This is a genomic window from Ruegeria sp. HKCCD4315 (genome assembly GCF_013112245.1).
In the GTDB taxonomy this organism is placed as follows: Bacteria; Pseudomonadota; Alphaproteobacteria; order Rhodobacterales; family Rhodobacteraceae; genus Ruegeria.
In genome coordinates, this window is record NZ_WVRN01000001.1 from 562,501 (window position 1) to 585,850 (window position 23,350).

General features: G+C 56.7%; 18 protein-coding genes, 1 tRNA gene and 2 rRNA genes (1 of these 21 cut by a window edge). 9 read left to right on the forward strand and 12 right to left on the reverse strand.

From position 1 onward, the window contains the following. The 3 genes from GS646_RS02715 to GS646_RS02725 form a co-directional block, all read left to right on the forward strand. Window positions 1–1,060, forward strand: a 23S ribosomal RNA gene (locus tag GS646_RS02715) (it extends 1,806 nt beyond the left edge of the window). Window positions 1,061–1,250: 190 nt separating this feature from the next. Further along, window positions 1,251–1,365: ribosomal RNA gene (gene rrf / locus GS646_RS02720) — 5S ribosomal RNA — on the forward strand. A 125-nt stretch (window positions 1,366–1,490) separates the two neighbouring features. Continuing rightward, window positions 1,491–1,567, forward strand: a tRNA-Met gene (locus GS646_RS02725). Between the two features lie 319 nt (window positions 1,568–1,886). Here GS646_RS02725 and GS646_RS02730 read toward each other — a convergent pair. The 6 genes from GS646_RS02730 to GS646_RS02755 form a co-directional block, all read right to left on the reverse strand. Continuing rightward, window positions 1,887–3,401, reverse strand: a complete 1,515-nt coding sequence (locus GS646_RS02730) for a sulfatase-like hydrolase/transferase (RefSeq protein ID WP_171648538.1) — start codon at window positions 3,399–3,401, stop codon at window positions 1,887–1,889. A gap of 263 nt (window positions 3,402–3,664) precedes the next feature. Further along, a complete protein-coding gene (locus GS646_RS02735; RefSeq protein WP_171648536.1) occupies window positions 3,665–4,495 on the reverse strand; it encodes an alpha/beta fold hydrolase in 831 nt (276 codons plus the stop codon). Between the two features lie 35 nt (window positions 4,496–4,530). Beyond that, window positions 4,531–5,682, reverse strand: coding sequence for a CaiB/BaiF CoA-transferase family protein (locus GS646_RS02740; RefSeq protein WP_171648534.1), 1,152 nt, complete (start codon window positions 5,680–5,682; stop codon window positions 4,531–4,533). Then, a complete protein-coding gene (locus tag GS646_RS02745) occupies window positions 5,682–6,326 on the reverse strand; it encodes an enoyl-CoA hydratase/isomerase family protein (protein ID WP_171188764.1) in 645 nt (214 codons plus the stop codon). The genes GS646_RS02740 and GS646_RS02745 overlap by 1 nt, the downstream gene beginning before the upstream one ends. After that, the gene (locus tag GS646_RS02750) at window positions 6,323–7,051 is read right to left on the reverse strand and encodes a class II aldolase/adducin family protein (protein ID WP_171648532.1); all 729 of its coding nucleotides are present in this window, start codon (window positions 7,049–7,051) and stop codon (window positions 6,323–6,325) included. Before GS646_RS02750 ends, GS646_RS02745 begins: the two co-directional genes overlap by 4 nt. Further along, window positions 7,051–8,139: an aromatic ring-hydroxylating dioxygenase subunit alpha gene (locus tag GS646_RS02755; RefSeq protein WP_171188767.1), complete on the reverse strand. Its 1,089-nt coding sequence runs from the start codon at window positions 8,137–8,139 to the stop codon at window positions 7,051–7,053. Before GS646_RS02755 ends, GS646_RS02750 begins: the two co-directional genes overlap by 1 nt. 134 nt (window positions 8,140–8,273) lie before the next feature. Here GS646_RS02755 and GS646_RS02760 point away from each other — a divergent pair, with 134 nt between their 5' ends. Continuing rightward, window positions 8,274–9,173: a LysR substrate-binding domain-containing protein gene (locus GS646_RS02760; protein WP_171188769.1), complete on the forward strand. Its 900-nt coding sequence runs from the start codon at window positions 8,274–8,276 to the stop codon at window positions 9,171–9,173. A gap of 31 nt (window positions 9,174–9,204) precedes the next feature. Here GS646_RS02760 and GS646_RS02765 read toward each other — a convergent pair whose 3' ends face one another. After that, a complete protein-coding gene (locus GS646_RS02765) occupies window positions 9,205–10,077 on the reverse strand; it encodes a LysR family transcriptional regulator (protein ID WP_171188771.1) in 873 nt (290 codons plus the stop codon). Window positions 10,078–10,176: 99 nt separating this feature from the next. Between GS646_RS02765 and GS646_RS02770 the strand changes: the two genes are divergently transcribed. From GS646_RS02770 to GS646_RS02790, 5 genes are read left to right on the forward strand one after another with little or no spacing between them, the layout of a single operon-like run. Beyond that, a complete protein-coding gene (locus GS646_RS02770; RefSeq protein WP_171188774.1) occupies window positions 10,177–11,622 on the forward strand; it encodes an aldehyde dehydrogenase family protein in 1,446 nt (481 codons plus the stop codon). Then, complete coding sequence (locus tag GS646_RS02775) at window positions 11,622–12,596, forward strand: membrane dipeptidase (RefSeq protein ID WP_171648530.1); 975 nt, start codon at window positions 11,622–11,624, stop codon at window positions 12,594–12,596. Before GS646_RS02770 ends, GS646_RS02775 begins: the two co-directional genes overlap by 1 nt. A gap of 4 nt (window positions 12,597–12,600) precedes the next feature. Next, window positions 12,601–14,289 (forward strand): hypothetical protein, encoded by a 1,689-nt coding sequence (locus tag GS646_RS02780; RefSeq protein WP_171188778.1) that lies wholly within the window; start codon window positions 12,601–12,603, stop codon window positions 14,287–14,289. Continuing rightward, window positions 14,286–14,915 (forward strand): DUF3726 domain-containing protein, encoded by a 630-nt coding sequence (locus tag GS646_RS02785; RefSeq protein ID WP_171188780.1) that lies wholly within the window; start codon window positions 14,286–14,288, stop codon window positions 14,913–14,915. Before GS646_RS02780 ends, GS646_RS02785 begins: the two co-directional genes overlap by 4 nt. Before the next feature lie 12 nt (window positions 14,916–14,927). Next, entirely contained in the window at window positions 14,928–15,935 is a 1,008-nt protein-coding gene (locus GS646_RS02790) for an Ldh family oxidoreductase (protein ID WP_171648528.1), read from the forward strand. Between the two features lie 123 nt (window positions 15,936–16,058). Here the strand turns inward: GS646_RS02790 and GS646_RS02795 are convergent, their stop codons facing one another. From GS646_RS02795 to leuB, 5 genes are all read right to left on the reverse strand, one after another. Then, the gene (locus tag GS646_RS02795; RefSeq protein WP_171648526.1) at window positions 16,059–17,594 is read right to left on the reverse strand and encodes a trimethylamine methyltransferase family protein; all 1,536 of its coding nucleotides are present in this window, start codon (window positions 17,592–17,594) and stop codon (window positions 16,059–16,061) included. Further along, window positions 17,581–18,927 carry an MmgE/PrpD family protein gene (locus GS646_RS02800; protein WP_171648524.1) on the reverse strand — a complete coding sequence of 449 codons (1,347 nt, stop codon included), beginning with the start codon at window positions 18,925–18,927 and terminating at the stop codon, window positions 17,581–17,583. Before GS646_RS02800 ends, GS646_RS02795 begins: the two co-directional genes overlap by 14 nt. Before the next feature lie 166 nt (window positions 18,928–19,093). Then, window positions 19,094–20,575 carry an aldehyde dehydrogenase gene (locus GS646_RS02805; protein WP_171648522.1) on the reverse strand — a complete coding sequence of 494 codons (1,482 nt, stop codon included), beginning with the start codon at window positions 20,573–20,575 and terminating at the stop codon, window positions 19,094–19,096. Beyond that, the gene (locus GS646_RS02810; RefSeq protein ID WP_171648520.1) at window positions 20,572–22,224 is read right to left on the reverse strand and encodes a GMC family oxidoreductase; all 1,653 of its coding nucleotides are present in this window, start codon (window positions 22,222–22,224) and stop codon (window positions 20,572–20,574) included. The genes GS646_RS02805 and GS646_RS02810 overlap by 4 nt, the downstream gene beginning before the upstream one ends. Then, entirely contained in the window at window positions 22,221–23,306 is a 1,086-nt protein-coding gene (leuB, locus tag GS646_RS02815) for a 3-isopropylmalate dehydrogenase (protein WP_171676380.1), read from the reverse strand. Before leuB ends, GS646_RS02810 begins: the two co-directional genes overlap by 4 nt. Between the last annotated feature and the right edge of the window lie 44 nt (window positions 23,307–23,350).

The following is a 23,350-nucleotide window of genomic DNA, read 5'->3' on the forward strand; positions in this document are numbered from 1 at the left end:
TATAGGGTCTGACGCCTGCCCGGTGCCTGAAGGTTAAAAGGAGAGGTGAGAGCCTTGAATTGAAGCCCAGGTAAACGGCGGCCGTAACTATAACGGTCCTAAGGTAGCGAAATTCCTTGTCGGGTAAGTTCCGACCTGCACGAATGGCGTAACGACTTCCCCGCTGTCTCCAACATCGACTCAGCGAAATTGAATTGCCTGTCAAGATGCAGGCTTCCCGCGGTTAGACGGAAAGACCCCGTGCACCTTTACTACAGCTTCGCACTGGCATCAGGATTGTGATGTGCAGGATAGGTGGTAGGCTTTGAAGCGGAAACGCAAGTATCCGTGGAGCCTCCCTTGAGATACCACCCTTCGCACTCTTGATGTCTAACCGCGGTCCGTTATCCGGATCCGGGACCCTGCGTGGCGGGTAGTTTGACTGGGGCGGTCGCCTCCTAAAGCGTAACGGAGGCGCGCGAAGGTTGGCTCAGAGCGGTCGGAAATCGCTCGTTGAGTGCAATGGCAGAAGCCAGCCTGACTGCAAGACTGACAAGTCGAGCAGAGTCGAAAGACGGCCATAGTGATCCGGTGGTCCCGAGTGGAAGGGCCATCGCTCAACGGATAAAAGGTACGCCGGGGATAACAGGCTGATACTGCCCAAGAGTCCATATCGACGGCAGTGTTTGGCACCTCGATGTCGGCTCATCTCATCCTGGGGCTGGAGCAGGTCCCAAGGGTACGGCTGTTCGCCGTTTAAAGAGGTACGTGAGCTGGGTTTAGAACGTCGTGAGACAGTTCGGTCCCTATCTGCCGTGGGTGTAGGAGACTTGAGAGGAGTTGCCCCTAGTACGAGAGGACCGGGGTGAACGATCCACTGGTGGACCAGTTGTCGTGCCAACGGCAGTGCTGGGTAGCTATGATCGGACAGGATAACCGCTGAAGGCATCTAAGCGGGAAGCCCCCCTCAAAACAAGGTCTCCCTGAGGGCCGTGGAAGACCACCACGTCAATAGGCCGGAGATGTAAGCGCAGTAATGCGTTCAGTTGACCGGTACTAATCGCCCGATAGGCTTGATTTGATCCAGTAACAGAAAGACAAATCAAACCAAAAGCATACACCGACCTTGGTTTGGATAACCGTGTCGCACCAAGCGGCACTGTTGGTTGATAAACACAACCGAGTGGCACCGCGCATTCGCAAGCGAATACGCTGCCTGCCACCCGTCGCTTTCTTGCTCCGCAAGAAAGTCGACATGGGCTTTTCCTCGGTTTGGTGGTCATAGCGCAAGTGAAACACCCGGTCCCATACCGAACCCGGAAGTTAAGCACTGCCGCGCCAATGGTACTTGGGCTTAAGCCCCGGGAGAGTAGGTCACCGCCAAACCTAGAAAAAGCCCAACAATCTCTCTAATACGATGAAAAGAACACTACCCGGCCTCAAGCAGCGTAAGCGATAGGCCAACAAACGGTCTCAAGTAGCCGAATAGGCGGTAGACCAACGCAAAGTGTCGCGGGATGGAGCAGCCCGGTAGCTCGTCAGGCTCATAACCTGAAGGTCGCAGGTTCAAATCCTGCTCCCGCAACCAGCGTCGGAAAATCCCAACACAGACCAGTCGATCTACAAACAGTCCACTGGACTGTGGGCTTAACGATCAAACCTCCTCAGGTTCAAAACCAAAAGGTCAGAGGTTCAAATAGCGGAAACGTCAACTTTGACATATTTGACCGCCTAGTGATCGCTTTATCAAGATAATCCGAATTGCATCAGCGCTCCGAAAGTTTGTCGATCCACAGCTTAAACAACTGTTTTCCCTTGGTGGTTCTTTTGCACGTTTTACCATCGCATCTTCTTTTTCTTGGGTTAGCGGCGGTCGGTTTCCGTTGCGAATATTCCAATAGACAATCTCACAAAGCGCTTGCTTCGCGCATCTTTTCCTGCTCGCGTGGCGTGGGCGTGTGGTTGAAGCAATAAGCTGTCAGGCAAGCTTCCTTTCCGCCCAGTTCGGCTATGCGTGCTTTCTGGTCCGCGAAGCACAATGTGTTGACGGTTTCCGGGTCGCAAATCTTTCTCAAACGATGTTCGCCTTCCGCTAATGCAGCTATTGTCTGCGGGTCATCTGCTTGCAGAGCCACAAGATCCCGAAGTTCATTAGGATCGTTTGTAAGATCGAAAAGTTGCGGATCATGGCCGACATAGTGAACGTATTTCCAACGCTGCCACCGTATCATGAATGTCCCGGTGGTTGACCCACCATCATGGTATTCGCTCAGGATCGTGCGGTCGGGATTGTCTGCTTCAAGAGCCAGTTCGCGCAGAGAAATACCTGGCAAATCACGGCTTGTTTCGTCATGGGATACACCTGTGACGTCTACCGCAGTCGCGGCCAGGTCCACCAGTGAAGCTCCAGTGGTCACCTTGCGCCTTTTAGGAACGCCAGGCCCTGCGAGGATCATGGGCACACCGGCGGATTGTTCGTACATCACCTGTTTTGTCCAAAATCCCTGATCACCCATCATGTCCCCATGGTCCGAGACATAAACCACAACTGTGTCGTCTGCCTGACCACTTTTTTCCAGAGCGCTCAGAATGCGGCCGACGCAATCATCCATGAAACTCGTAAGGCCATAGTAGGCGGCTTTCGCTTCACGCATTTTTTGCTCATCAAAGTACTTCTCGTAATCGAAGAACTCAGCGACATTGCGCAATTCGGTGTGCTCTGGCCGGAAGCGATCCTCATAGCCTACCGGCAAGTCGATTTGTGCCGGGTAATACATGGTATAATACTCTTCCGGGCACGTGAGCGGGTAATGGGGGCTGACCAGTGACACGAACGCGGCCCAAGGTTGATCCGAGCCTGTTTGTTTGTGCAGCCACGCTTCGGCAGCTTTCGTGATCTCTCGGTCGTAGTCGGTATAAGTGCTGTTTCCAACACCAACGTCGGCGGCCAATTCGGCCGCCGCATCATAAGGTTGAGGGGTTTCGCGAAGGAGGCCGATGGGCCATCCGACGCCGCCCACGACGTGCATTGGCAGGATTTCTTCAGAGAATCCGTTGTCGTCCTTGGTCGACCGAAAGTGAAGCTTGCCGATAGACACAGTTTGAATTCCCCGATCGCGTAAATGACGCATCCAGCTTCGGATCCGTCCATCATAGGGCGAGGCGCTATCCCAGTGTCGGGTCTTGTGAACGTGATCACCGGTTGCAATCGCGGCGCGGGTTGGCACACACATGGGCGATGGCGTGTAGGCATTGGTAAAAAGCGTACCTCGAGCAGCCAATGCGTCCAGGTTTGGCGTCTTGACGATTGGGTGCCCCATGCATCCCATCGCGTCCTTGCGATGCTCGTCAGAGATGATGATCAGAATGTTTGATCTTTCGCGACGCTGTGTTTTGTCTGCCTCGTTGGATTGATCGCTCATGGGGCTGCCCCTTCCTGCAACGTCTCACACCGGACGGTCGTTCAAAACGTCAATTCGGTCAAGGTTAGCCCACTGCTGCCGACTGTTGCGTAGACGAGGGTAGCTCTGAGCGCACTCAAAGAATGAACAGCGGAGTTTGCCAATGTTTCTGCAGTACTAGCCATTTCTCATATCTCGACGCAATTGCTACACTGATGACCCAAGCCCACATAGTCGATATGGGCTTGGATTGTACGCTGGAACCCCGGAGTGGTTTAGGTCCGCTATTCCTGTTTCCCGACAAACTCGGCCAGTTGGTTGTTGAATGCCTCCGCCCGTTCGATGTTGACCAAATGACCGGTTGCTGGAAAGCGATGCCATCTGACATCGGAAAGGACGTCGTTGAGAAAGGCATTTGTTTCGCCGACCAGATAGTAGTCGTCATCACCGGTCACGAGCATAACGGGTTTGTCGAACGCTTTTAGCCGGGCCACGTCGTCAAACAATGAGCGCCGGTTCCAATGCAGTGTGGACAGCACATGCACCGCCCCTTCGGGGGACTGATCGCGCAGGTTTGCGGCATATGTTGACCATCCTTCGGGGTCATCTTTCTGAAAACTCTGATAGGCGGTGTCATCCTCCAGCACAGCAACGGCTCCATCACCGCCCCGGTCTTCGCGCAGTTGGATTTCGTGCCCGACCCAGGTTTTCCGATAGTTTTCCCGTTCGTCCGCGTCCCGGGGTCCCGAGCTGTTGCCTACCAGCGTCACGCTGAGTACGCGATCGGGATGGTTCAGCGAAAAGTCCAGACTGGTGAAGCTGCCCATTGACGTTCCGACAAGATGCGCGGCTTCTATGTTAAGATGATCGAGCAGGGCCAACAGATCGCCGGTCGATTGCTCTTGCCCATATTGGGAACGGTTCGAAGGGATATCAGACGGAAGAAACCCGCGCGCCGAAAATGTGATGCAGCAAAATGACCGCGACAGCTCTGATATCTGTCGATACCAGCTGCGATAGTCGCCACCGAATTCGTGAACAAACACAATCGGGTCGCCTTTTCCGGTCACCTCGTGATAAAGCGTTGTGCCGTCTGGCGTTTGAAGCACGGGCATTCGAATAGTCCTGTTTTGGTCCGAGGGTTTTGAGTTCAGCGTGTCAAAGATGCGATGGCTGCATCGTCATATCCCAGTTCTGACAGAACTTCGCTTGTATGTTGCCCCAGGCGGGGTGCCGGGTTTTCCTGAAGGCCGCGATCAGCAATGGGGTTGCGCGCAAAACGCATATCTTTCCCTTCAGAGCTTACGGTGGAAAAGGCGGCGTATTCTTCTGCGATAGGATTGTCTGCAATTGTTTGGATGTTCTCGACCACCGAGCACGGAATGCTGTTGTCGATCAAAATCTGTATCCAATGAGATGCCGTATGCTGCTTCAGATGCGCGCCCAAGACCTGATCCAAGGCGTCGCGATTGGCCAGCCGGGCCTCATCCCCCTGAAAACGAGGGTCATCCAGCAGGTCAAGATACCCGATGGCCTCGCAGAACCGGGGCCAGTCCTTGTCGCTGCCCAGACCTATGACGATATCCCGGTCCGCTGTCGGATAGGGCTCAAAAGGGGTCATCGACGGGTGGCGTGAGCCGATGGGATTTGGAACGATCCCGGCATTGAGATAGCGTGCAAACGCGTTTTCCAGGCAGACCCACTGACAGGCCAGCATGGACACGTCCAGATGGCTGGTGTCTTGAACCCCATTTGCGTCGCGCTCATACAGACGTTGCAGAATGCCGATGGTGGTGAACAGCGCGGCCGAGATGTCGCCTATCGAAAAGCCGACGCGGGTGGGGTCACCGTCCAACTCTCCGTTTATGCTCATCATGCCGCTCATTGCCTGGACCACGATGTCATAGGCAGGGCGGTGCGAAAGGCTTCCGGTTTGCCCAAAGCCGCTGATCGAGGCCGAGATCAGGCGCGGGTTGATCCGTTTCAGATCGGCGTCGCTGCATCCCAACCGGTCGCGCACACCGGGCCGCATGTTCTCGACAAACACATCTGCCGTGGCCAGCAGCTTGTGCAGGGCTTCTTTGCCCTGTTCCGTCTTCAGGTCCAGAACGACCGAGCGCTTGTTGCGGTTCAGGGACGCAAAATAGAGGCTGATGTCATTCTCGAACGGCGGAGTTGTGCGGGCAATGTCGCCAGCCGGGTTTTCCACCTTGATGACGTCGGCGCCCAGGCTGGCCATCAACCACGTGCAGAACGGCCCGGACAGGACGGATGTCATGTCGACAATTCGGATACCTTTCATCAAGAACTCCTTCCGAGCATGGATTTTAGGGTTTTCAGATGCCCGTCGGCAGAGGCTATGGCTGGGGCGCACAATGCTTGGCAGGTGTCTGCTAAATCCTCTTGCGTCACCATTCGGTCGACCAGACCCCACATGGCTGCATCTTCTGCGTTGACGGCATCGCCCCCCAAAAGGATCGCTGCGCTCCGACCCGGGCCAATTAGCGCTTGTAGCCTGTTTACATCGTATTGACCGGGCAAAACATTGTTCTTGAGCACCGGGTAGGAAAACCGTGTTTCGGTCACACAAACCCGGATGTCGCACGCAAGGGCCAGGGTCATACCCCCGCCGATGCAAGGTCCGTTAATGGCAGCCAGGGTCAGCACCGGGATAGCTCTGAGCGCTTGGGCCATTTCGTCCCAGGGGTCTGGGCCGTTCACGTGGGTTGAAAGTGTGTTGAGATCCGCACCAGCGCAGAAAACGCGCCCGCCCGCGCCAGTAATAATCACGGCACGCAGCCCTGTGTCACTGGCGGCTTCAAGGAAGATGTCACGCAGAGAGACCAGCATCGAGTGTGTCAGTGAGTTAGCCTTCACTGGTCTGTTGATTGTAACAGTCAGACAGGCACCTTCGCGTTGGGTTTGGACTAGGTCGTTGTCACTCATGACCGGAACTCCGGCACGCTTCGATCCAGCATACGCATCAGTGCTGGCCACTGGACGCCCCCATGTGGTCCGTTTTGCGGCGCGCCCCAGTCGTGCAAGGCATCCATCGCATCGTCTGTGATCGTGATCGGCTTGTCCGTCGCACTCAGAATATCGACCTGAATTTTGCAGGCCATCTCAAGGTAGTAGTGATAAATGAAGGCTTCTGCCGCCGTGCGTCCGACCACCAATAGCCCGTGGTTCTGTAACAACATGGCAAAGTTGTTGCCAAGGTCGCGCGCCAACAGGGCACCTTCGTCCTCAACTGCTGTAGAGTCCTGATAGGGATGGCTCGACAGTGTGCCTAATACAAACCCTGCATGTTGGGACAAGGCCAACAGCCCATTGGGCATGGCCGAAACGGCAACGCCAGCACGCGTGTGGCTGTGGATCACGTAATTCACGTCAGGCCGGGCCAACAGGATGCCCGAGTGGATGATGTGTCCGGCCAGATTGACGATCTTACTGCTGTCCGGCCCGTCATCGACGGCCTGCCCGTCGAACGACATGCGGGTCAGGGTCGAAGCCGTGATTTCGTCGAACATCAAATCATGAGAGTTCAACAGGTAATGGTCAGGGTCTTCTGGCAGACGCGCCGAGATATGGGTCGATGTCAGGTCGGTCCAGCCGTAATGATGAGCAAGGCGATAAAGCGCGGCCAAGTCCTGACGGATCACGTTACTCATCACGTCTCTCCCAGCGCTTCGCGGTACAAATTGTGGAAATGTCGTAGTCCGACCTCACTCATCGCGCCGCAGCCGTCACCGATAACATAAGGCCCCGGCTCGAACGCGCGGCTTTGCATGCCTTTCTGGATTTTCGACACAACCACTTCGTCTTCGGCCCCGGTTGTTTCCTTGTGCTTGTGCATCAATGCGATCACATCCTCGTCCGCGATGTTGCCGCTCGAGAACCATCGATAGCGATAGATCGTCTTGTTCCAGGCCACAGGCAAAAACTGACGGATCGTAAAGTACCCTCCGGGGTAACAGCACATCGATACATTGGGAAAGATCCAATAAGCACCATAATCATCTGCGCGTGGGCTGGCATTCAGATCATAGTCATACTGCTTTTCGTTCTTCGTCTGTGCCTTGCCATCATGCCAGATTGTCTTGCCATGCGGGACCGTAGTGTATCCATCCATCTCAAGAACGCCATGGGTCAGCGAGCTCGCGTGCACGGTCGGGCAATGGTAGCATTCGTTGTAGTTTTCGACCGTAAGCTTCCAGTTGCTATCGTGCGTGATCTCGGTTTCGCAAACGAATTTCAGCTGGCCGGGGTCGGCGTGAAAGCTCAGCAGGTTCTGGCGGTATTCTTCTAGATCGGGGCCCATGGGTTCGGCATTTTCGTCCAGATTGACAAAGATAAATCCGCAAAACTCTTCGACCCGGATTTTACGCAGATTGATTTGGTCGCAGCTTAGGCCATCACTTTCGACCGAGCCGGGTGCGCGGCGCAGTCGGCCGTTAATTTCATACGTCCACGCATGATAAGGGCAGACCAAAACCCTCTTGCCCTTGCCTGTCCCTTCGACCAGAGGGTGACCACGGTGGCGACAGATATTGTAGTACGCATTGATACCACCATCCTGCGCGCGAATGATAAAGATGTCCTCATCCACAATGGCAAAGGTCTTGAAATCGCCCGGATCGGCAATTTCGGACACATGGCATACGCATTGCCAGCTTCGGAAGAAGATTTTTTCCTTATCAACCTCGAACCAGTCCGGCTGAGTGTAATATTTGGCCTGCAAAGGCAAATCTCGTGGCATCTGGGGTCTCTCCTGGCTGGCTTGCCCAAGTGGCGCCGCATCGCGGGGATGTTGTTCAGCATTAGCCTGCATTGCACTGATCCCTTTGCACAGATATAGAATCTTTACATCTAGGATAACTTCAGATTGCCCTCATGACCCAAAACACCGTTGACGTTCCACCGCTCGGGGCGGTTCGTGTCTTTTGGATTGCCGCGCGGTATGGAAACTTCAAACGCGCAGCGACAGAGCTGGGCGTGACGCCCACAGCCGTGAGTTCGCAGATCAAATCGCTCGAGGCTCATCTGGGCTGTCCCCTGTTCGAACGCCACGCGCAGTCGGTTGTTTTGAACGAAGCAGGGCAGCAGTTTTCCGAAGCCTGCGAGGCGGTATTTGCGCGGCTTGACCGGGCCGTGCAGGACGTACGCCAGACAGCGAATAGATCGTCTATAACGGTTGGCGTCGGCGCGCTGATCGGGTCGCAATGGTTATCCCGCCGCCTGTTCAGCTTTTGGCAACGCTTTCCCGAAACGGGCCTGCATCTTCAGTATTCCCCGGGCGGGGTGGAGTTTTCGGACGGTCAGACCGACATGATGCTGGCATGGGGGGACGGAGATTGGCCGAGATTGACATCGGAACCGCTGCTGCGATTTCCAACGTCGCCCGTCATCAGCCCAACTCTGATCGCCGAGAGTGCGCGCCCTTTGAAGCCTGCGGATCTGCTGCGCCTACCTCTGTTGCACTGGAAGGATCAAGTCGACTGGCTGGAGTGGTTCGATGCACACGGGGTGGAAACCGGCGACCACCTTCCCGGTGTGATTATAGACGATTCGAGTGTTCTGCTCCGGGCGGTGTTGTCGGGTCAGGGTGTATCACTTGGGTTATTGCCGTTGATTGAAGTCGAATTGCAATCCGGCCAGTTGATCCGACCGTTCGACAACGATTTTGCGCCTTCAAGATCCTACCATCTGGTTTACCCATCCGATGCAATTGAACAGCCGCAGCTAAAAGCTTTTCGGGATTGGATTGTGCAAGAAGCGGGCCAGAACGGTTGATGTTCGGTGCTGAGGTGATAACTTGCAGCCCTTAGGTCAGGTCGCTGGAAAGAATGAACGTGCTACACGCGTCTGCCAATGCTTTGAAGCGGGGCTTTTCCTTGACATACAAATAGACCTGTCGCCTGTCGGGTAGATCGGACAACGTGCGAAAGGCCATGCTTTCAGGGATAATGCGAGCAACGGTTTGGGGAAGGATGGTGATCCACTTTCCAGTTGCCACCATTGCTATCAGGGACTGGGTGTTGTGAATCGTAACGTTGGTCCCTTCCAGCGCTTCAACATATTCCTGTGCCTCAATGAGATCACACAGGGCATTTCGAACAAATGTGGGTGTTACCACCTCATCCACGGTCGGCGGATCGGCCATTTTATTCAGCGGATGGTCAGCCGTACAGACCAGACCGAATTGATCTTCGAAAAAGGGATAGGCTTTGACGCCCTTGACTGGATGAAAGCCAGACGCAATTCCAATGTCGGCTTTCCCGTCTGCAAGCGCGTCCAGAACCTGTCGCGTATCAGCATCCCGAAGCTCAACTTTAACGCCAGGAAAACATTGTGTCATGTGTTCAAGCACGGACGGGAAAATCAACGCGGCGACCGAGGGGACGGACGCTATTCGGATCAACCCATTGGCAGCGTGGGCCGCAGCTTCGATGGATTGCACTGTCTCATCAAACTGGCGCACCTGTTTGAGGGATAACTCAAACACCTGCTCACCCAAAGCGGACAGATGGTTTTTACGTTCGCCGACAAACAGCTTTTTCCCCAGGTGATCTTCAAATTGCTTAAGGGTCATCGAGACAGCGGATTGGGTACGTCCCAGCCGGTCGGCAGCCTCCGACAGGTTGCCGGTTTGTGCGACAACGCAAAAGCAACGCAGCATTTCAATCTTGATTGTCAAATTTCAGTTTTCCTGAAGTTTGGTAAATTTATTTGAATTTGACTGATATGGCCCCAAAAGTCCATTCTCGGGCAAACTTTCTTGAACTTGAGGCCCGTCGTGACCAACCTGAATCTCATCGCTGGCGAATGGCTTGCCGGTGAAAGTGAAATCGAAAACCGCAATCCGTCTGATCTGAGCGACCTGATCGGCCATTTCGCACAAGCCAGTGCGGATCAGCTTGAGGCGACACTGGACCAGGCGCGCATCGCGCAAGCCGAATGGGCCGCTTATGGGCTGGAACGCAAGCAGGCCGTGTTGATGAACATTGGCAACGAACTGATGGCCCGCGCCGAAGAGCTGGGCACTTTGCTCAGCCGTGAAGAAGGTAAACCCTTTGCAGAAGGGAAGGGCGAGGTCTATCGCGCCGGTCAGTTCTTTACCTATTATGCAGCTGAATGCCTGCGTCAGATCGGCGAGAACGCGGATTCCGTACGTCCTGATATCGAGATTGACGTGCGCCGCGAGGCGGTTGGCGTTGTGGCCGTTATCAGCCCGTGGAACTTCCCGACCGCGACGGCTTCGTGGAAAATCGCGCCGGCGCTCTGCTATGGCAATGCGGTAGTCTGGAAACCCGCCAACATCACGCCTGCCTCTGCCGTGGCCCTGACCGAGATCATCAACCGTCAGGATATTCCCAAGGGCCTGTTTAGTCTTGTCATGGGCTCGGGTCGATCCATTGGGCAACGGCTGGCGGAAAGCCCGAAGGTGAACGCCATCTCGTTCACCGGATCGGTGCCGGTGGGCAAGGGCATTGCAGCAGCTGCCATCCAGAACCTGACCAAGGTGCAGATGGAGATGGGTTCGAAAAATGCGCTGGCCGTGATGGACGACGCCGACCTCGACCTTGCCGTTTCGTTGGCATTGGGTGGCGCATTTGGGGGAACCGGTCAGAAATGTACCGCCTCATCGCGGCTGGTGGTTCATGCTGCTGTGCATGACGCGTTTGTCGAGAAACTGGTCTCTGGTGCTCAGGCGATGAAAGTCGGTCACGCGCTGGAAGAGGGGACTCAGATGGGCCCTGTCGTCAGCGCGCAGCAACTGGCCGAGAACCTGGCCTATGTCGATCTGGGCAAATCTGAAGGGGCTGAACTGGCTTGCGGTGGACAGCGTTTGGAGATGCCGCATGATGGGTATTACATGAGCCCCGGCGTGTTCCTGAACACCACCAACGACATGCGCATCAACCGGGAAGAGATGTTCGCGCCATTGACCTCGGTCATCAAGGTCGACAGCTATGATGAGGCTTTGGCAACGGTCAACGATACCTATTTCGGTCTGACCTCGGGCATCGTCACGCAAAATCTGGCCCGCGCCACACATTTCCGGCGCAATGCACGCACCGGGGTTGTGACGGTAAACCTGCCCACAGCGGGCACGGATTATCATGTACCCTTTGGCGGGTGTGGTGACAGCTCTTATGGCCCACGTGAACAGGGCAAGGCTGCGGCCGAGTTCTACACGACGGTCAAAACCGCATATATCAGCGCCGGAAAGCCGATCTGATGCGGATCGACGGGCTGCAATTCGCCAACTGGTCCGAAAAGATCTTTCGGCAATTGCGCGAAGGGGGCGTGGACGCGATCCACGTCACCATCGCCTATCACGAGAATTTCCGCGAGACGGTTCTGAACTTTGAGAAATGGAACCGCTGGTTCGAACAATACCCGGACCTGATCATGAAGGGTCAATGGGCCAGCGACATTGACACGGCGCGGGAAACCGGGCGCACAGCAGTGTTCTTTGGGTTTCAGAACCCATCGCCCATCGAAGATGACATCGGCTTGGTCGAAATCGTGCATACACTGGGCGCGCGATTCATGCAGCTGACCTACAACAACCAATCGCTTTTGGCGACAGGCTGCTACGAGGCCGAAGACACTGGGATCACCCGCATGGGGCGTCAGGTGATCAAGGAAATGAACCGGGTCGGGCTTGTCGTTGACATGAGCCATTCAGCCGACCGGTCCACGATCGAGGCGGCCGAGCTGTCCGAGCGTCCGATTGCGATCACCCACGCTAACCCGTTTGATTGGGCCCCGGCCCTGCGTAACAAACGCTACGAAGTAATACGTGCGGTGACTGAAAACGGTGGGATGTTGGGGTTTTCGGTCTATCCTCATCACCTGAAGGACAAGTCGGACTGCACTCTTGAAAGCTTCTGCGAGATGATTGCGCGGACGGCTGAGAAATACGGAGCGGAACATCTGGGGATCGGTACGGATCTGTGTCAGGATCAGCCCGACAGCGTTGTCGAATGGATGCGGGTTGGCCGTTGGTCGAAGCAGATCGACTATGGCGAGGGGTCGGCAAGTAACCCCGGATTCCCCCCGATGCCGTCCTGGTTTCAGGACAATCGGGACTTTGGAAACATCGAATCCGGGTTGCGAGCGACCGGTCTGAACGATGAAGAAGTGGCCGGTATCATGGGTGAAAACTGGTACAGGTTCTTTGCCGAGAACTTCGGGCCTCAAGGGTAGATGAATGGAAAAACTGACGCAGACACAGATCGAAAGACGAGACCCGGCCACAGTTATGCGGCTGTCGCGGTTGGGTTCTTTGCATCAGTGTCGGCTGAGTTTCATGCGGCAATTGACCCGCCGAATGGCGCGGGAAAACTGGTCGTTCACACGGCCTGTCTTTGACATTGACGCCAATGGTGTTGGTCGGGCGGTCTATACCGCTCAAGGGCCGGATCGGACTTATTCGCTGGTGGCCTTTGCTCATGACTTGCCACCGGAACAACGGTCGGATCGGGTGATTGCCGAAGCGTGGGATGCCACCTTTGCTTTGTTCGACGGCATCCCGACCGAGGCCGACATTGACCGCCTTTCCCAAAACGTACCCCTGCAAGAGGCCGGGCGGGTGAGCGAAAGCGAGCTGTCCTTGTCTCGTGCCAATCGCTCGGTCCGCCTTTGGGACCATGTTGTGAAATCCTTGGCCGCAGGCCAGCAGCCGGATGTAGAGCAGATCTATCAAGTTGGGTACCTGATGCGGACAACTGCTGTATATGGCTCGGGCAAATTTGGCGCGGCGGATCGGGAAAAAGTTGCTGACCGGCCCGAGACGCAGGCCCCGTTTCAGGTCGAGATGCTATCGGTCTTTCTGACCCGAGCGTTTGTGCGGGATCTGGTGCAACACATGGCGAATGTCCAAGGCGGCGATAAAGCGGCGACTTTGGACCCAGAAATTTCCCGCTGGCTGGGGATTGGTAACTCCACCGGGCTTGGCATGGCACCGTTCATCGTCAACCACCCGGTTCTGTTCAACAACTGGATCATGGTACGGGAAGAAGCGATTGCGCGGGTTCGGTCTGCGGAAGTTGCCAGCGACGCCGAGATCGCGCGGTTCCGCGAAGTTTTCGAACGCAGCCGACTGTCGGTTTCGTGGTGGCGATCTGAACATCAGATACAGGTCAAAAAGCTCGAGGCGTTGAAGGCCGACCTGTTGTTGATCTCCGAGTATCTGAGCCAAGATGATTTGACCGCAGATCGACCGTGGAATCGACTGGTGGACTGGTCAGAAACCGCGCTTAGCGAGGAAGGTCAGGAGTTGCTGGCGTCGCTGATCCTGGAGCCTTATGGCGATTTGGTGGACGGGCTGGCTTCGTGCATGGCAGATACCCGCTCGCAGGCGTTTGTGATAGATGGAACCATGCCTATCGGGGCAGTCCGTGATCTTATCCGGGAAACATATGCCTGGGCTTTGGATCTGGATTGGGACGTCCGCGAGAATTGCGCGCGGGCGTGGTATGTTTCTGAAGAAAAGCTGGAACCCCGCATGGGGGAACGGTTTGATGAACCCATTTCTGACTATGAACAACCTCTGGCCCCGGCGCGGGATGCAGCGGCTGCCTATGACGCGCTGGGCGGGTGGGAAGACACCAAGCCCGTGGCCGAATTTCTGCTGCGCCACCCGGAACATCGCCACACGATCCGGCGCGTTCAAATGACCCCATCCGCACCCTATGGCGAAATCCGGGATAACACGATTGGGTCAAAGGTGCTGCCTATCGACATGCTGCGTGCAAAGCTGTCATTCTTTGGGGCAACCCATTTTGACCCCCGTTCGGATCGATGGGTGCGAATCTGCATGTATTCCGGTGCGCCGTACCCGGAGGAGCTGACTTCTGAAAACGCGGATCTTTGGGTATACCCGCAGGAACCAACATGAATTTTTCGCTCAACGAGATGGAAGCAACCGCAAAACGGGCCACCCGTGGCGCGGGCTATTCCTGGGGCCAGGCCGAGGAGGCGTCGAAGGCGGCCCGCTGGCTGTGCGTGCAGGGGCTGGACGGGGCGGGGATTTTGTCCTTGTTGTTGGAGCAGGGGCTGGCTTCGGATCCGGCAGCGCATCGCCCTGGGCAGATTAATTGCCTCTGGCAAGGCAAAGAAGCGTTGTGTCCCTTGTCTGCGGGGCCTTTGTTGTCTGATGCGGCCCACTTTCTGAAAACGGGCCCAATTGAGATGCGGAACGTCGCAGTGCCCGCCTTGATGCTGCCGTTTGCGCGTCATGCCGCGCGCATTTTGAATGAAGCGCTGACGATTGAGATCGACACGGTTCAGGGTGTCGTGGGCGAGGATTGGCTCATGGCCCCGGACAGTTTGCCAAAAACGGCCCACACGGTCGTGGTTTCCCGAGGCGGTGCGCCGATCACAACACGTGAACAAGAGACGCGCGCCTATCCTGACCCACAGGATTGGGACACACTGAACCGCTTTGCCCACCGCACCTATGCCCCCGCAACCGAGGAATCCCGCCTGCTGGGTGCAGGGTCCGGGCTTTCTGACAATGATTGAAGAGACGCCAAAGTGACCGATACACAAACCCTGACCCTTGCTGAGATCGAAGACCTGTCTTTCCGCGCGCTCGTAGCGGCTGGCACATCCAAAGAAAATGCCCGCCCGCTGGCGCAGGCCACAGCGGCAACCGAGGCCGATGGCGTTGCAAGTCACGGGCTCGCCTATATCCCGATCTATTGCGAGCATGTGCAATGCGGCAAGGTCGATGGTTTAGCGGTTCCCGTTCTGTCACGCCCCAAACCCGGTGTCGTGGCGGTTGACGCCGCAACCGGCTTTGCGCATTCGGCCATCGACACAGGGTTTGAGGTCCTGATCCCGGCGGCCCGAGAACAGGGCGTCGCGGTTTTGGCTATTAAAAACAGCTATAACTGTGGCGTTTTGGGCTACCACACCTATCGGCTGGCCCAGGCAGGGCTGGTGGGGCTGGGGTTCACCAACGCCCCCGCCTCGATCGCACCGTCCGGCGGGTCGAAGCCTGTGGTGGGCACCAATCCTTTTTCCATTGCCGCGCCCGGTCCCGATAGTGAACCCGCCCTGCTGATCGACCAGAGCGCCAGTACCATCGCCAAAAGCGAGGTCATGAAACATGCGCGTGAAGGCAAGCCAATCCCGGTGGGATGGGCCTTGGACGCAGACGGCAATCCAACAACCGATCCTGAGGTTGGATTGAAGGGATCCATGGCACCGTCGGGTGGATACAAGGGTGTCGGTGTGGCTCTGATGGTAGAGCTTATGGCGGCGGCTCTGACAGGTGCCAGTTTGGGCATCAACGCATCCCCGTTTTCAGGAACTTTGGGCGGCCCCCCGAAGACAGGTCAGTTCTTCATTGCGATTGATCCAAGCGCGACGACGTCGAGTGGGTTTGAGACTGGGATTGCCGAATTGGTCGGCGCGATCCGTGCTCAAGAGGCTGCGCATTTGCCCGGTGACGGCCGCAGTGCGAAGCGCCAGATCGCTCGTAAATCGGGCGTCGCAGTCAGCAAAGCCACGCTCGACAAGATATCAAAATTTCTGTGACGTGCGCTCGAACGGCCCTTGGGGCGCGGCTTTCTTAAATCGGATGCGCCGCGTTTCAACTGCGTTTGATATAGCGCTGCAAATACCTCGACCTTTAAGTTGGGCCTAAGAGTTTCACCAACGTTACCGCAGGTCCCTTACGGGAAAATGTTGCCGTATCGCCTTGTCCATGTCTTCAGGGATATGCGTAGGGCTTGGGTTGGCAAGCAGTTCTTGCGTGCGCAGTCGGGCCCGTTCGAGGACATCTTTATCAGGTGCCTCAGACCACTCCTGCGGCGTTCTGCGGTCCGCCATCGCCGGGTAGAAATAGTCGCTTTCCATTCGGTTTATGGTCTGCGCGTGACCCAAAAAGTGCCCCGGTCCTCCGACGCAAACATCGCGGATGGTTTCAAGTGACAATGTGTCTTCCGATACTTCGAACCCGCGGGTCGCCCGCATCACTGAACCAATGAGGTCATTGTCCAATACGAAACTTTCGAGCGATGCGCCAAGAAGCGAACCGTACATTCCTGCCGCTTCGTAGACCAGATTTGCGCCAGCAAGTGAGGCCAGAAGTTCCGTGTATCCCTTTTCGTACCCAGCTTGAAAATCAGGGAGTTTGCTGTCGGTCATGCCAGCGCTGACAGCGCATGGGATATCATAGTGGCGCGCCATTTGTGCGCAGGCGGCCATCAGCAAACCTTGCTCGGCGGACCCTCCGGACATGGCCCCGGTCCGCAGATCACTGACAAATGGCAACGCTCCGAAAGTGGCTGGGTGACCGGGGTTCAGCAGGTTGACATAGACAATCCCGGCCAGGACCTCGGCGGTTTGTTGCGCCACGGCCCCGGCCAATGGGGCCGGGCTGGTCGCACCAGCCTGACCGGCCGCGACAAGCTTGAGCGGAATACCGTGCCGTGCCGCACATTCGATCACACCAAGTGCTTCTTCGGCGAATGTCAGCGGCGGGACGATAAAGCAGGTGGACACGCAAACCGGCGGTCGTGCACGCAAGGCATCGGGCCCGCCCATGAGAAGGGCAAGCATTCGGACAGCCTCTTCCATGACGTCTGGCGATCCAAAAGACGTACCTGTGGGTTTGCTTGTTCCTTTCAGACAGGCGTAGAGCGTATTGAGGTCCATTTCACGCGGGTCCGCAATGTCACGCGCGACAACAGTGCGTTGGAACATATGGATGTTCGGCAGTTGTTCAGCCAAGCGCGCCATGTCGTATAGGTCGCGCAGAGTTGTGTCGCGTATTTTGCCTGTTTGACTGTCTATCATGTGGACGGCAGCACCCGATGTGCCGAAATGCGTTCGCGACGAAGAGGGGTCGATGTCATTTGCGGGATCCAGACCGCAGAGTTTGAAGCCGCGGCCTGCAATCTGAAGGGTCTTTCGAACCATTGCCTCAGGAAACAACAAACGCCCGTCATCCGTCAGGGACCCACCTGCTGAACATAGTGTTTCGATGCATCGCGGCGTCGCGCCTTTCACGCCAATTTCTTCGAGAATACGCATGGCAGTGTGATCGACCATTTCAATCTCGGCCTGGGTGAGGGGCGCATATTGCCCGCCCTCAATTCCAGGCCAGATCGCGCGTGTCGGCCCAGACCCGGCCCCATCGTTTCTCGCTTGGTGTCGCGCCGCACGGCCACCTGATCGTCTACGCTGGTTCATTTGAATATCCCTTGAATAACGTGGCACTGTCCTGTGCATCAGGCCATGCAAGAAGGCCGTTGAATGCGCGTTCCGGTTGTCCTGTGAGCGCGGTGTATTTTGCGGCCAGTTGTGCGTTGGTCATCGGGTTTTGCGATGCGCCAAGCGGAAAAGCGCAGGCTTCCGAAACTGCGCTCCCGTCATTAAATTCTATGCGCAGCAGGTCAGGTTGATCGGGGTCATAGTTGAGGTTCGAGTTTCGTGCGGGTTCGGCTGTCACACGCGTTAGTTGGATCAACCTTGAAACAGCAGGTGATTTCCAGAACGCGTCTTCGCTGTCTGATAGCGTAAGGTTCCCTGAGGCCAGAATTTGACCGACGCAGGCTGGGATTGAGAACAAGGCTTCCGCGCGTGACTTGGGGTGATTGAACGGCAATATCTCGGCGTGGAAGTCAGGCAAGCGGGTATCAATCGCGGTGATGCCCCCAAACCTTCCGTTAACCGCCGGGCGCAGGTTTATCGCAGCGGTCATCAGCCGATGTGTATACCCGCAAGAGGGCCAGGGTTTAAGGACAAGGCCATATTCACCCAAAGCCCAAGGCGATCCCATTTTGCCCATCGCGGCGTTAAATACAGATGGATCGTAGTTTCCTTGAAGCCCGGCGAAGCCTCGCGCATGATCCAGAACGTGCGGTTGGCCCGTCACGCCTTGCGCTGCCAACACAGCTGCTTCCAAGCCATTCCGTGCCGCCCATCCGGCTTGCAACGGTTTTGTGTTTGACCCGAATTGCAGCGTGTATCCTGACGCAGTCGAGGTTGCCAACGACAGGGCGTGCGCAGTCTGATCCGCCGATAGGGCCAGCAGGCGCGATACCGCCCCGGCAACGCCGATCGTGCCCAATGTAGCCGTGGAATGGAACCCACGCGCATAGTGATCCAAGCTCACGGCTTCGCCAAGGCGCATGATGATTTCGGTGCCAACTGCATAAGCCGCCAACAGCTCTGCCCCGGTGGTGCGGCGAAACGTACTGGCCGCGAGAAGGGCGGGCAGCAACACCACGGTAGGATGCGAGTTCCCCGGCTCCTCCCAATCATCCAGATCCCAGGCATGACCAGCGATCGCATTGATCTGAGCGGCAAAGAGCGCGCTCAGGGTCTGGTTCGTGCCAAATAGTGGGCAGGGGCCTGCGCCAAACCCGCCCAAGGCCCGGGTCGCGCGCATGACAACTTCGCTTGTCGACCCGGCGAGGATGCATCCAAAGCAGTCGGCGATTGCCGGGGCAATCACTTTGCGTAGATCAGGCGGGGGAACTGCATGGACTGCAAACTGCGCCAGCCGGGAAATTGCGGTCATGAAACCGCACCCAGAGTTGCCTGGAACCTGACCTTTTCCCCCGCACATATCCGCATGGTGAGCAGCGGCCCAAGAACCGCAGCGGCACGGATATGTTGTGTTAATCTGCTGCCGTCGCCGAAAATGCCTTTCATGTCATTCTTCCTCTGCTGCGCAACACTGCCGTTCATGCAAACGGATCAAGCTGATGGGGATCTGTGGAGAGCCAGACAGATTTGGTTTGTAAGAAGCATCGCATCCCGTCCCAGCCGTTTTCGCGCCCATAGCCGGACTGTTTGTACCCCCCGACTGGAGATTGGGTCGACGCATTGAAGTAGTTGTTGATGTACACAGTGCCGGCTTCGATCCGGTCGGCCATCCGCATCGCTTTGGCCACGTCACGGGTCCAGATGCCCGCAGCAAGACCGTAGGGCGTATCGTTGGCGGTTCGGATCACATCTCTTTCGTTTTCCCAGCTCTCGGTGCTGACGACAGGTCCAAATACCTCGGACTGCGCAAGTTTCGCGTCGTTCGGTACGTCGGCAAAAATGGTTGGGCCGATGTAGTAGCCTTCGGATCGACAGGCCGTTCTGCCGTCAAGCAACAGCCTGTGCCCGGCGATTTCAGCATCTGCAATGTGCTGCAGAACGCGCTGGTAATGAGGCTTGTTGGCTATGGGGCCGATCTGTGTGGCTGGATCTAGCGGATCGCCGACACGGGCTTTTGCGACCGTTTCAACTAGCTTTTCCGAGAACACATCAATGATATCCCGATGCACCAAAAGGCGTGATCCTGCTATGCAGCTTTGCCCGGCCGGTGGGAAAATCCCCGACGCCACTCCATTGACGGCCAGATCAAGATCGGCATCCGGCAACACGATCTGAGGTGACTTTCCTCCCAATTCCATCACCACGGGTTTTACGCCCTTGGCAGCGGCAATGGCGGCCGCGCACCCCCCGGCTGTGCCACCTGTAAAGCTGACCATGCGCGCGTCAGGATGTTCGATCATGGGTTGGGCCGTTGTCGCACCATATCCTGTGACAACATTCAACACGCCGGGCGGCAAATCCGCTTCCAGTAAAACCGCCATCAATTCCAAGGTCGAGCAACTGGATTGCTCGGATGGCTTCATCACCACCGTATTGCCTGCCGCCAGACACGGGGCGAGTTTCCAGAGCAGAGTGCCCAGAGGCGAATTCCAGGGCAGCACCTGCGCCACGACGCCGAACGGTTCATATTTTACATAATTGTGGATGTTCGAAGCCTCGGCCGGGGTAACGCGGCCTTCGAATTTGTCGCACATTCCAGCGTAGTAATGGAAACTGTCCACCAGCCACGCACCCTCTCGTAAACCGGGCGTGATCATCGAAGGCAATTTGCCGTTGTCGCGGGTTTCGACCTGACCCAACCTGTCGGCATGGCGGGAAATCACGTCTCCCATTCTCCGTAAAATGCGACCCCGCTCTGCAGGTTGCATCCGCCCCCAAGGCCCATCGTAATAGGCCGATTTCGCGGCGGCGACTGCAAGCTCCACGTCCATCTGACGACAATCGGGTACTCTGGCCCAGACCTTGCCAGTGGCTGGGTTTTCGCTGTCGATATAGCTGCCACCGAATGGCTCATGCCATGTATTGCCAGCAAAGAATTTGAAGGTTCGGATGTCACTCATAGGTCATGCTCCATCGGGTATTCGGCCGCAAGCGGGGGGCGGCCAAGGATCATGTCGGCAGCTTTCTCGGCCATCATAACGACCGTTGCATAAAGATTGCCTGTGATCTGGCGTGGCATGGCAGAGGCATCGCAAACACGCAGTCCCTCGATCCCGTGCACGCGCAGCTCATTATCTAAAACCTCGCCCATTCGGGATGTGCATGCAGGATGGTGGCCTGTGTAAGCGGTGTTTCGAATTGCCCGTTCGATCTCGGCATCGGTTTTAGCGTTTTTCCAGACGCCGAGCTCTTCTGTTACGAATTTGGCAATCGGGTTTTGCCCCATGATCTCGCGCATGACCTCAACGCCCCGCCGCAGGACGTCGATATCGTGGGGGTCGGAAAAATAGTTGGGGTCGATTACCGGATGCCTCCGAGGATCAGCACCGGCCAATCGAACAGATCCTTCTGATCGCGGACGTTCGAGATTGACGTCGATCTGAACGCCGGACCGCGCCATCTTTCGCCCCCGTACCAACAACCTGCGACCCAAGCGCTGCAGCAAGGGCACATCTTCCCGCGCGCCGTTTCCCAGGTTTTCCTCGACAACCATTGGCGTCATGAAAACCTCGAGCTCGGGTAACATCGGATCCTCAAAAGCGTGGAACAAAACCGTAGAGAAGAACGCACCACCTCCGGGGCCACCGCCATTCACCAGCCAGTGGAGCATCAATTTCATGGCGTGATCGAAGCGCTGATATCTAGCGTGGCTCAGGTCATGCCGCGTTGATCCCCATTGCATTGAAACATCCGGGTGGTCAGACAAATGCGCACCGACCGAAGGCAAGTCGGCCACCACCTTGACCCCATGAGAGCGCAAGTGATCGGCCGGACCGATCCCCGACAGCATCAAAAGCTGCGGTGTCCCAAAAGCACCCTGACAACAGATCACTTCGCGTTCGGCTTCGATTACTTCACCCGCAAGCGTTTCAATCCCTGTTGCCCTGCCGCCTCGTGTCACGATCCGCGCGATATGAGTTCCGGTTCGAATTGTCAGGTTTGGCGGCGTTTTTCGAAGGTAGGATATAGCTGCAGATTGCCTGACGCCGTTGCTGACCGTGCTGTCATTCCGGGCTACACCAGTCCTTTCAGACCCGTTGAAGTCACTGGTTTCACGGTGCCCTGCGCAGATCGCTGCGTCGATAAAGGCTTGGTCCATTGGGCCAAAATTGCGCGCGGGTTCGGTCTTGAGAGGTCCGTCTGTGCCATGCCAGGCATCACGCCGGTCACGTGACCCTTCGGACCGACGAAAATAAGGAAGAACCTCGGCGAAACTCCAACCGGGTTGTTGCCAGGTATCATAATCGGCGGCAACACCACGCATATAGATCATGCCGTTGACAATCGACGACCCGCCAAGCGATTTGCCGCGTGGATAGTAAATTGAACGACCGTTCAAACCCACCTGAGGGACCGACACATATCCCCAATCGAGTTTGGGATTGCCAAAGACAAACCCGTTTCCTGCGGGCATTTGAATAAAAAGATCACGTCCGCGACCGCCTGCCTCAACCAGACAGACCGACACGTCGCGCTCTTCGGCCAGTCGCGCAGCCAGCACGCACCCGGCCGAACCTCCCCCGGCGATCACATAGTCGAACGCGCTCATCCGGTGAGCCTTTCAAGGATCGCTCGCGTCACCTCGGACCCAGTGGCGGAACCGCCAATATCGGGCGTCCTGATGCCGTCTTTCAGGGTGGCGTCTATTGCCGCTTCCACTTTGGTTTCGAACTCAGGAAGTCCAAAACTGTAGGTGAACATCATCGCGACAGACAAGATTGTCCCTATTGGGTTTGCGATGCCCTGGCCTGCTATATCAGGGGCTGATCCGGCGGTGCTTTCGTAAATTCCAAAGACCGGTCCTTGATCCGGGTTGGCCGACAGGCAGGCGGAAGGCAGCATTCCCAACGAACCGGCATAAACTGCCGACAGGTCGCTGAGAATGTCGCCCAGTTGGTTGCAGCTCAGGATCACGTCGAAATCATGTGGCCGCATCATCAGCTGATAGGCGCAATTGTCCGCAAACATGTTCTTGAACACGACATCCGGATAGTTGCGGGACACTTCCGTCACGACCTCGCGCCAGAGTTTGTAGCTTTCCATGACGTTGGATTTGTCGCAGCTGACAAGTCTGCCGCGCCTTTGCCGGGCCAGCTGAAATCCCCCATGCGCGAAGCGCGCCACTTCGGCCTCGTCATAGGCGGTCAGGTCATAGCCTTGCCGCAGACCCCCTACGTCGCGTCGTCCACGTTCGGTTGCAAACATGGCGCCGCCACACATTTCACGCAGGATCAGGACATCTGTCTGGTGTGCCAGATTTTCGCGAAACGGGGTTCTGCCCAACAAAGGTGCCCAGGCACGTACCGGGCGCAAACCCAGATAGGTTTGCAAATGATGACGCAAATACATCAGCCCGTCCTGGCATTCGGCACCTCCGGGGACGCGGATGTTATCCCATTGGGGTCCGCCTACAGCGCCGATCAGAACAGCATCTGATATGCGTGCCTGCTGTAGAACGTCGTCGGTACAATATGTCTGATGCGCTTCCCACGCCGCGTCGTGAAGCAGCCCGTGTGTGACCTCAACCTCGATCCCGGCAAGGGCTGCAAGCTGCTGAACGGTCTGCAACCCGTAGGTCAGGATTTCCGGGCCAATGCCATCTCCACCAAGCGCCAGAATACGTTTCTGCAAGACCTGTTCCCCTCGCGTTGTCCCCAGCATCATTTCGCGGTTGA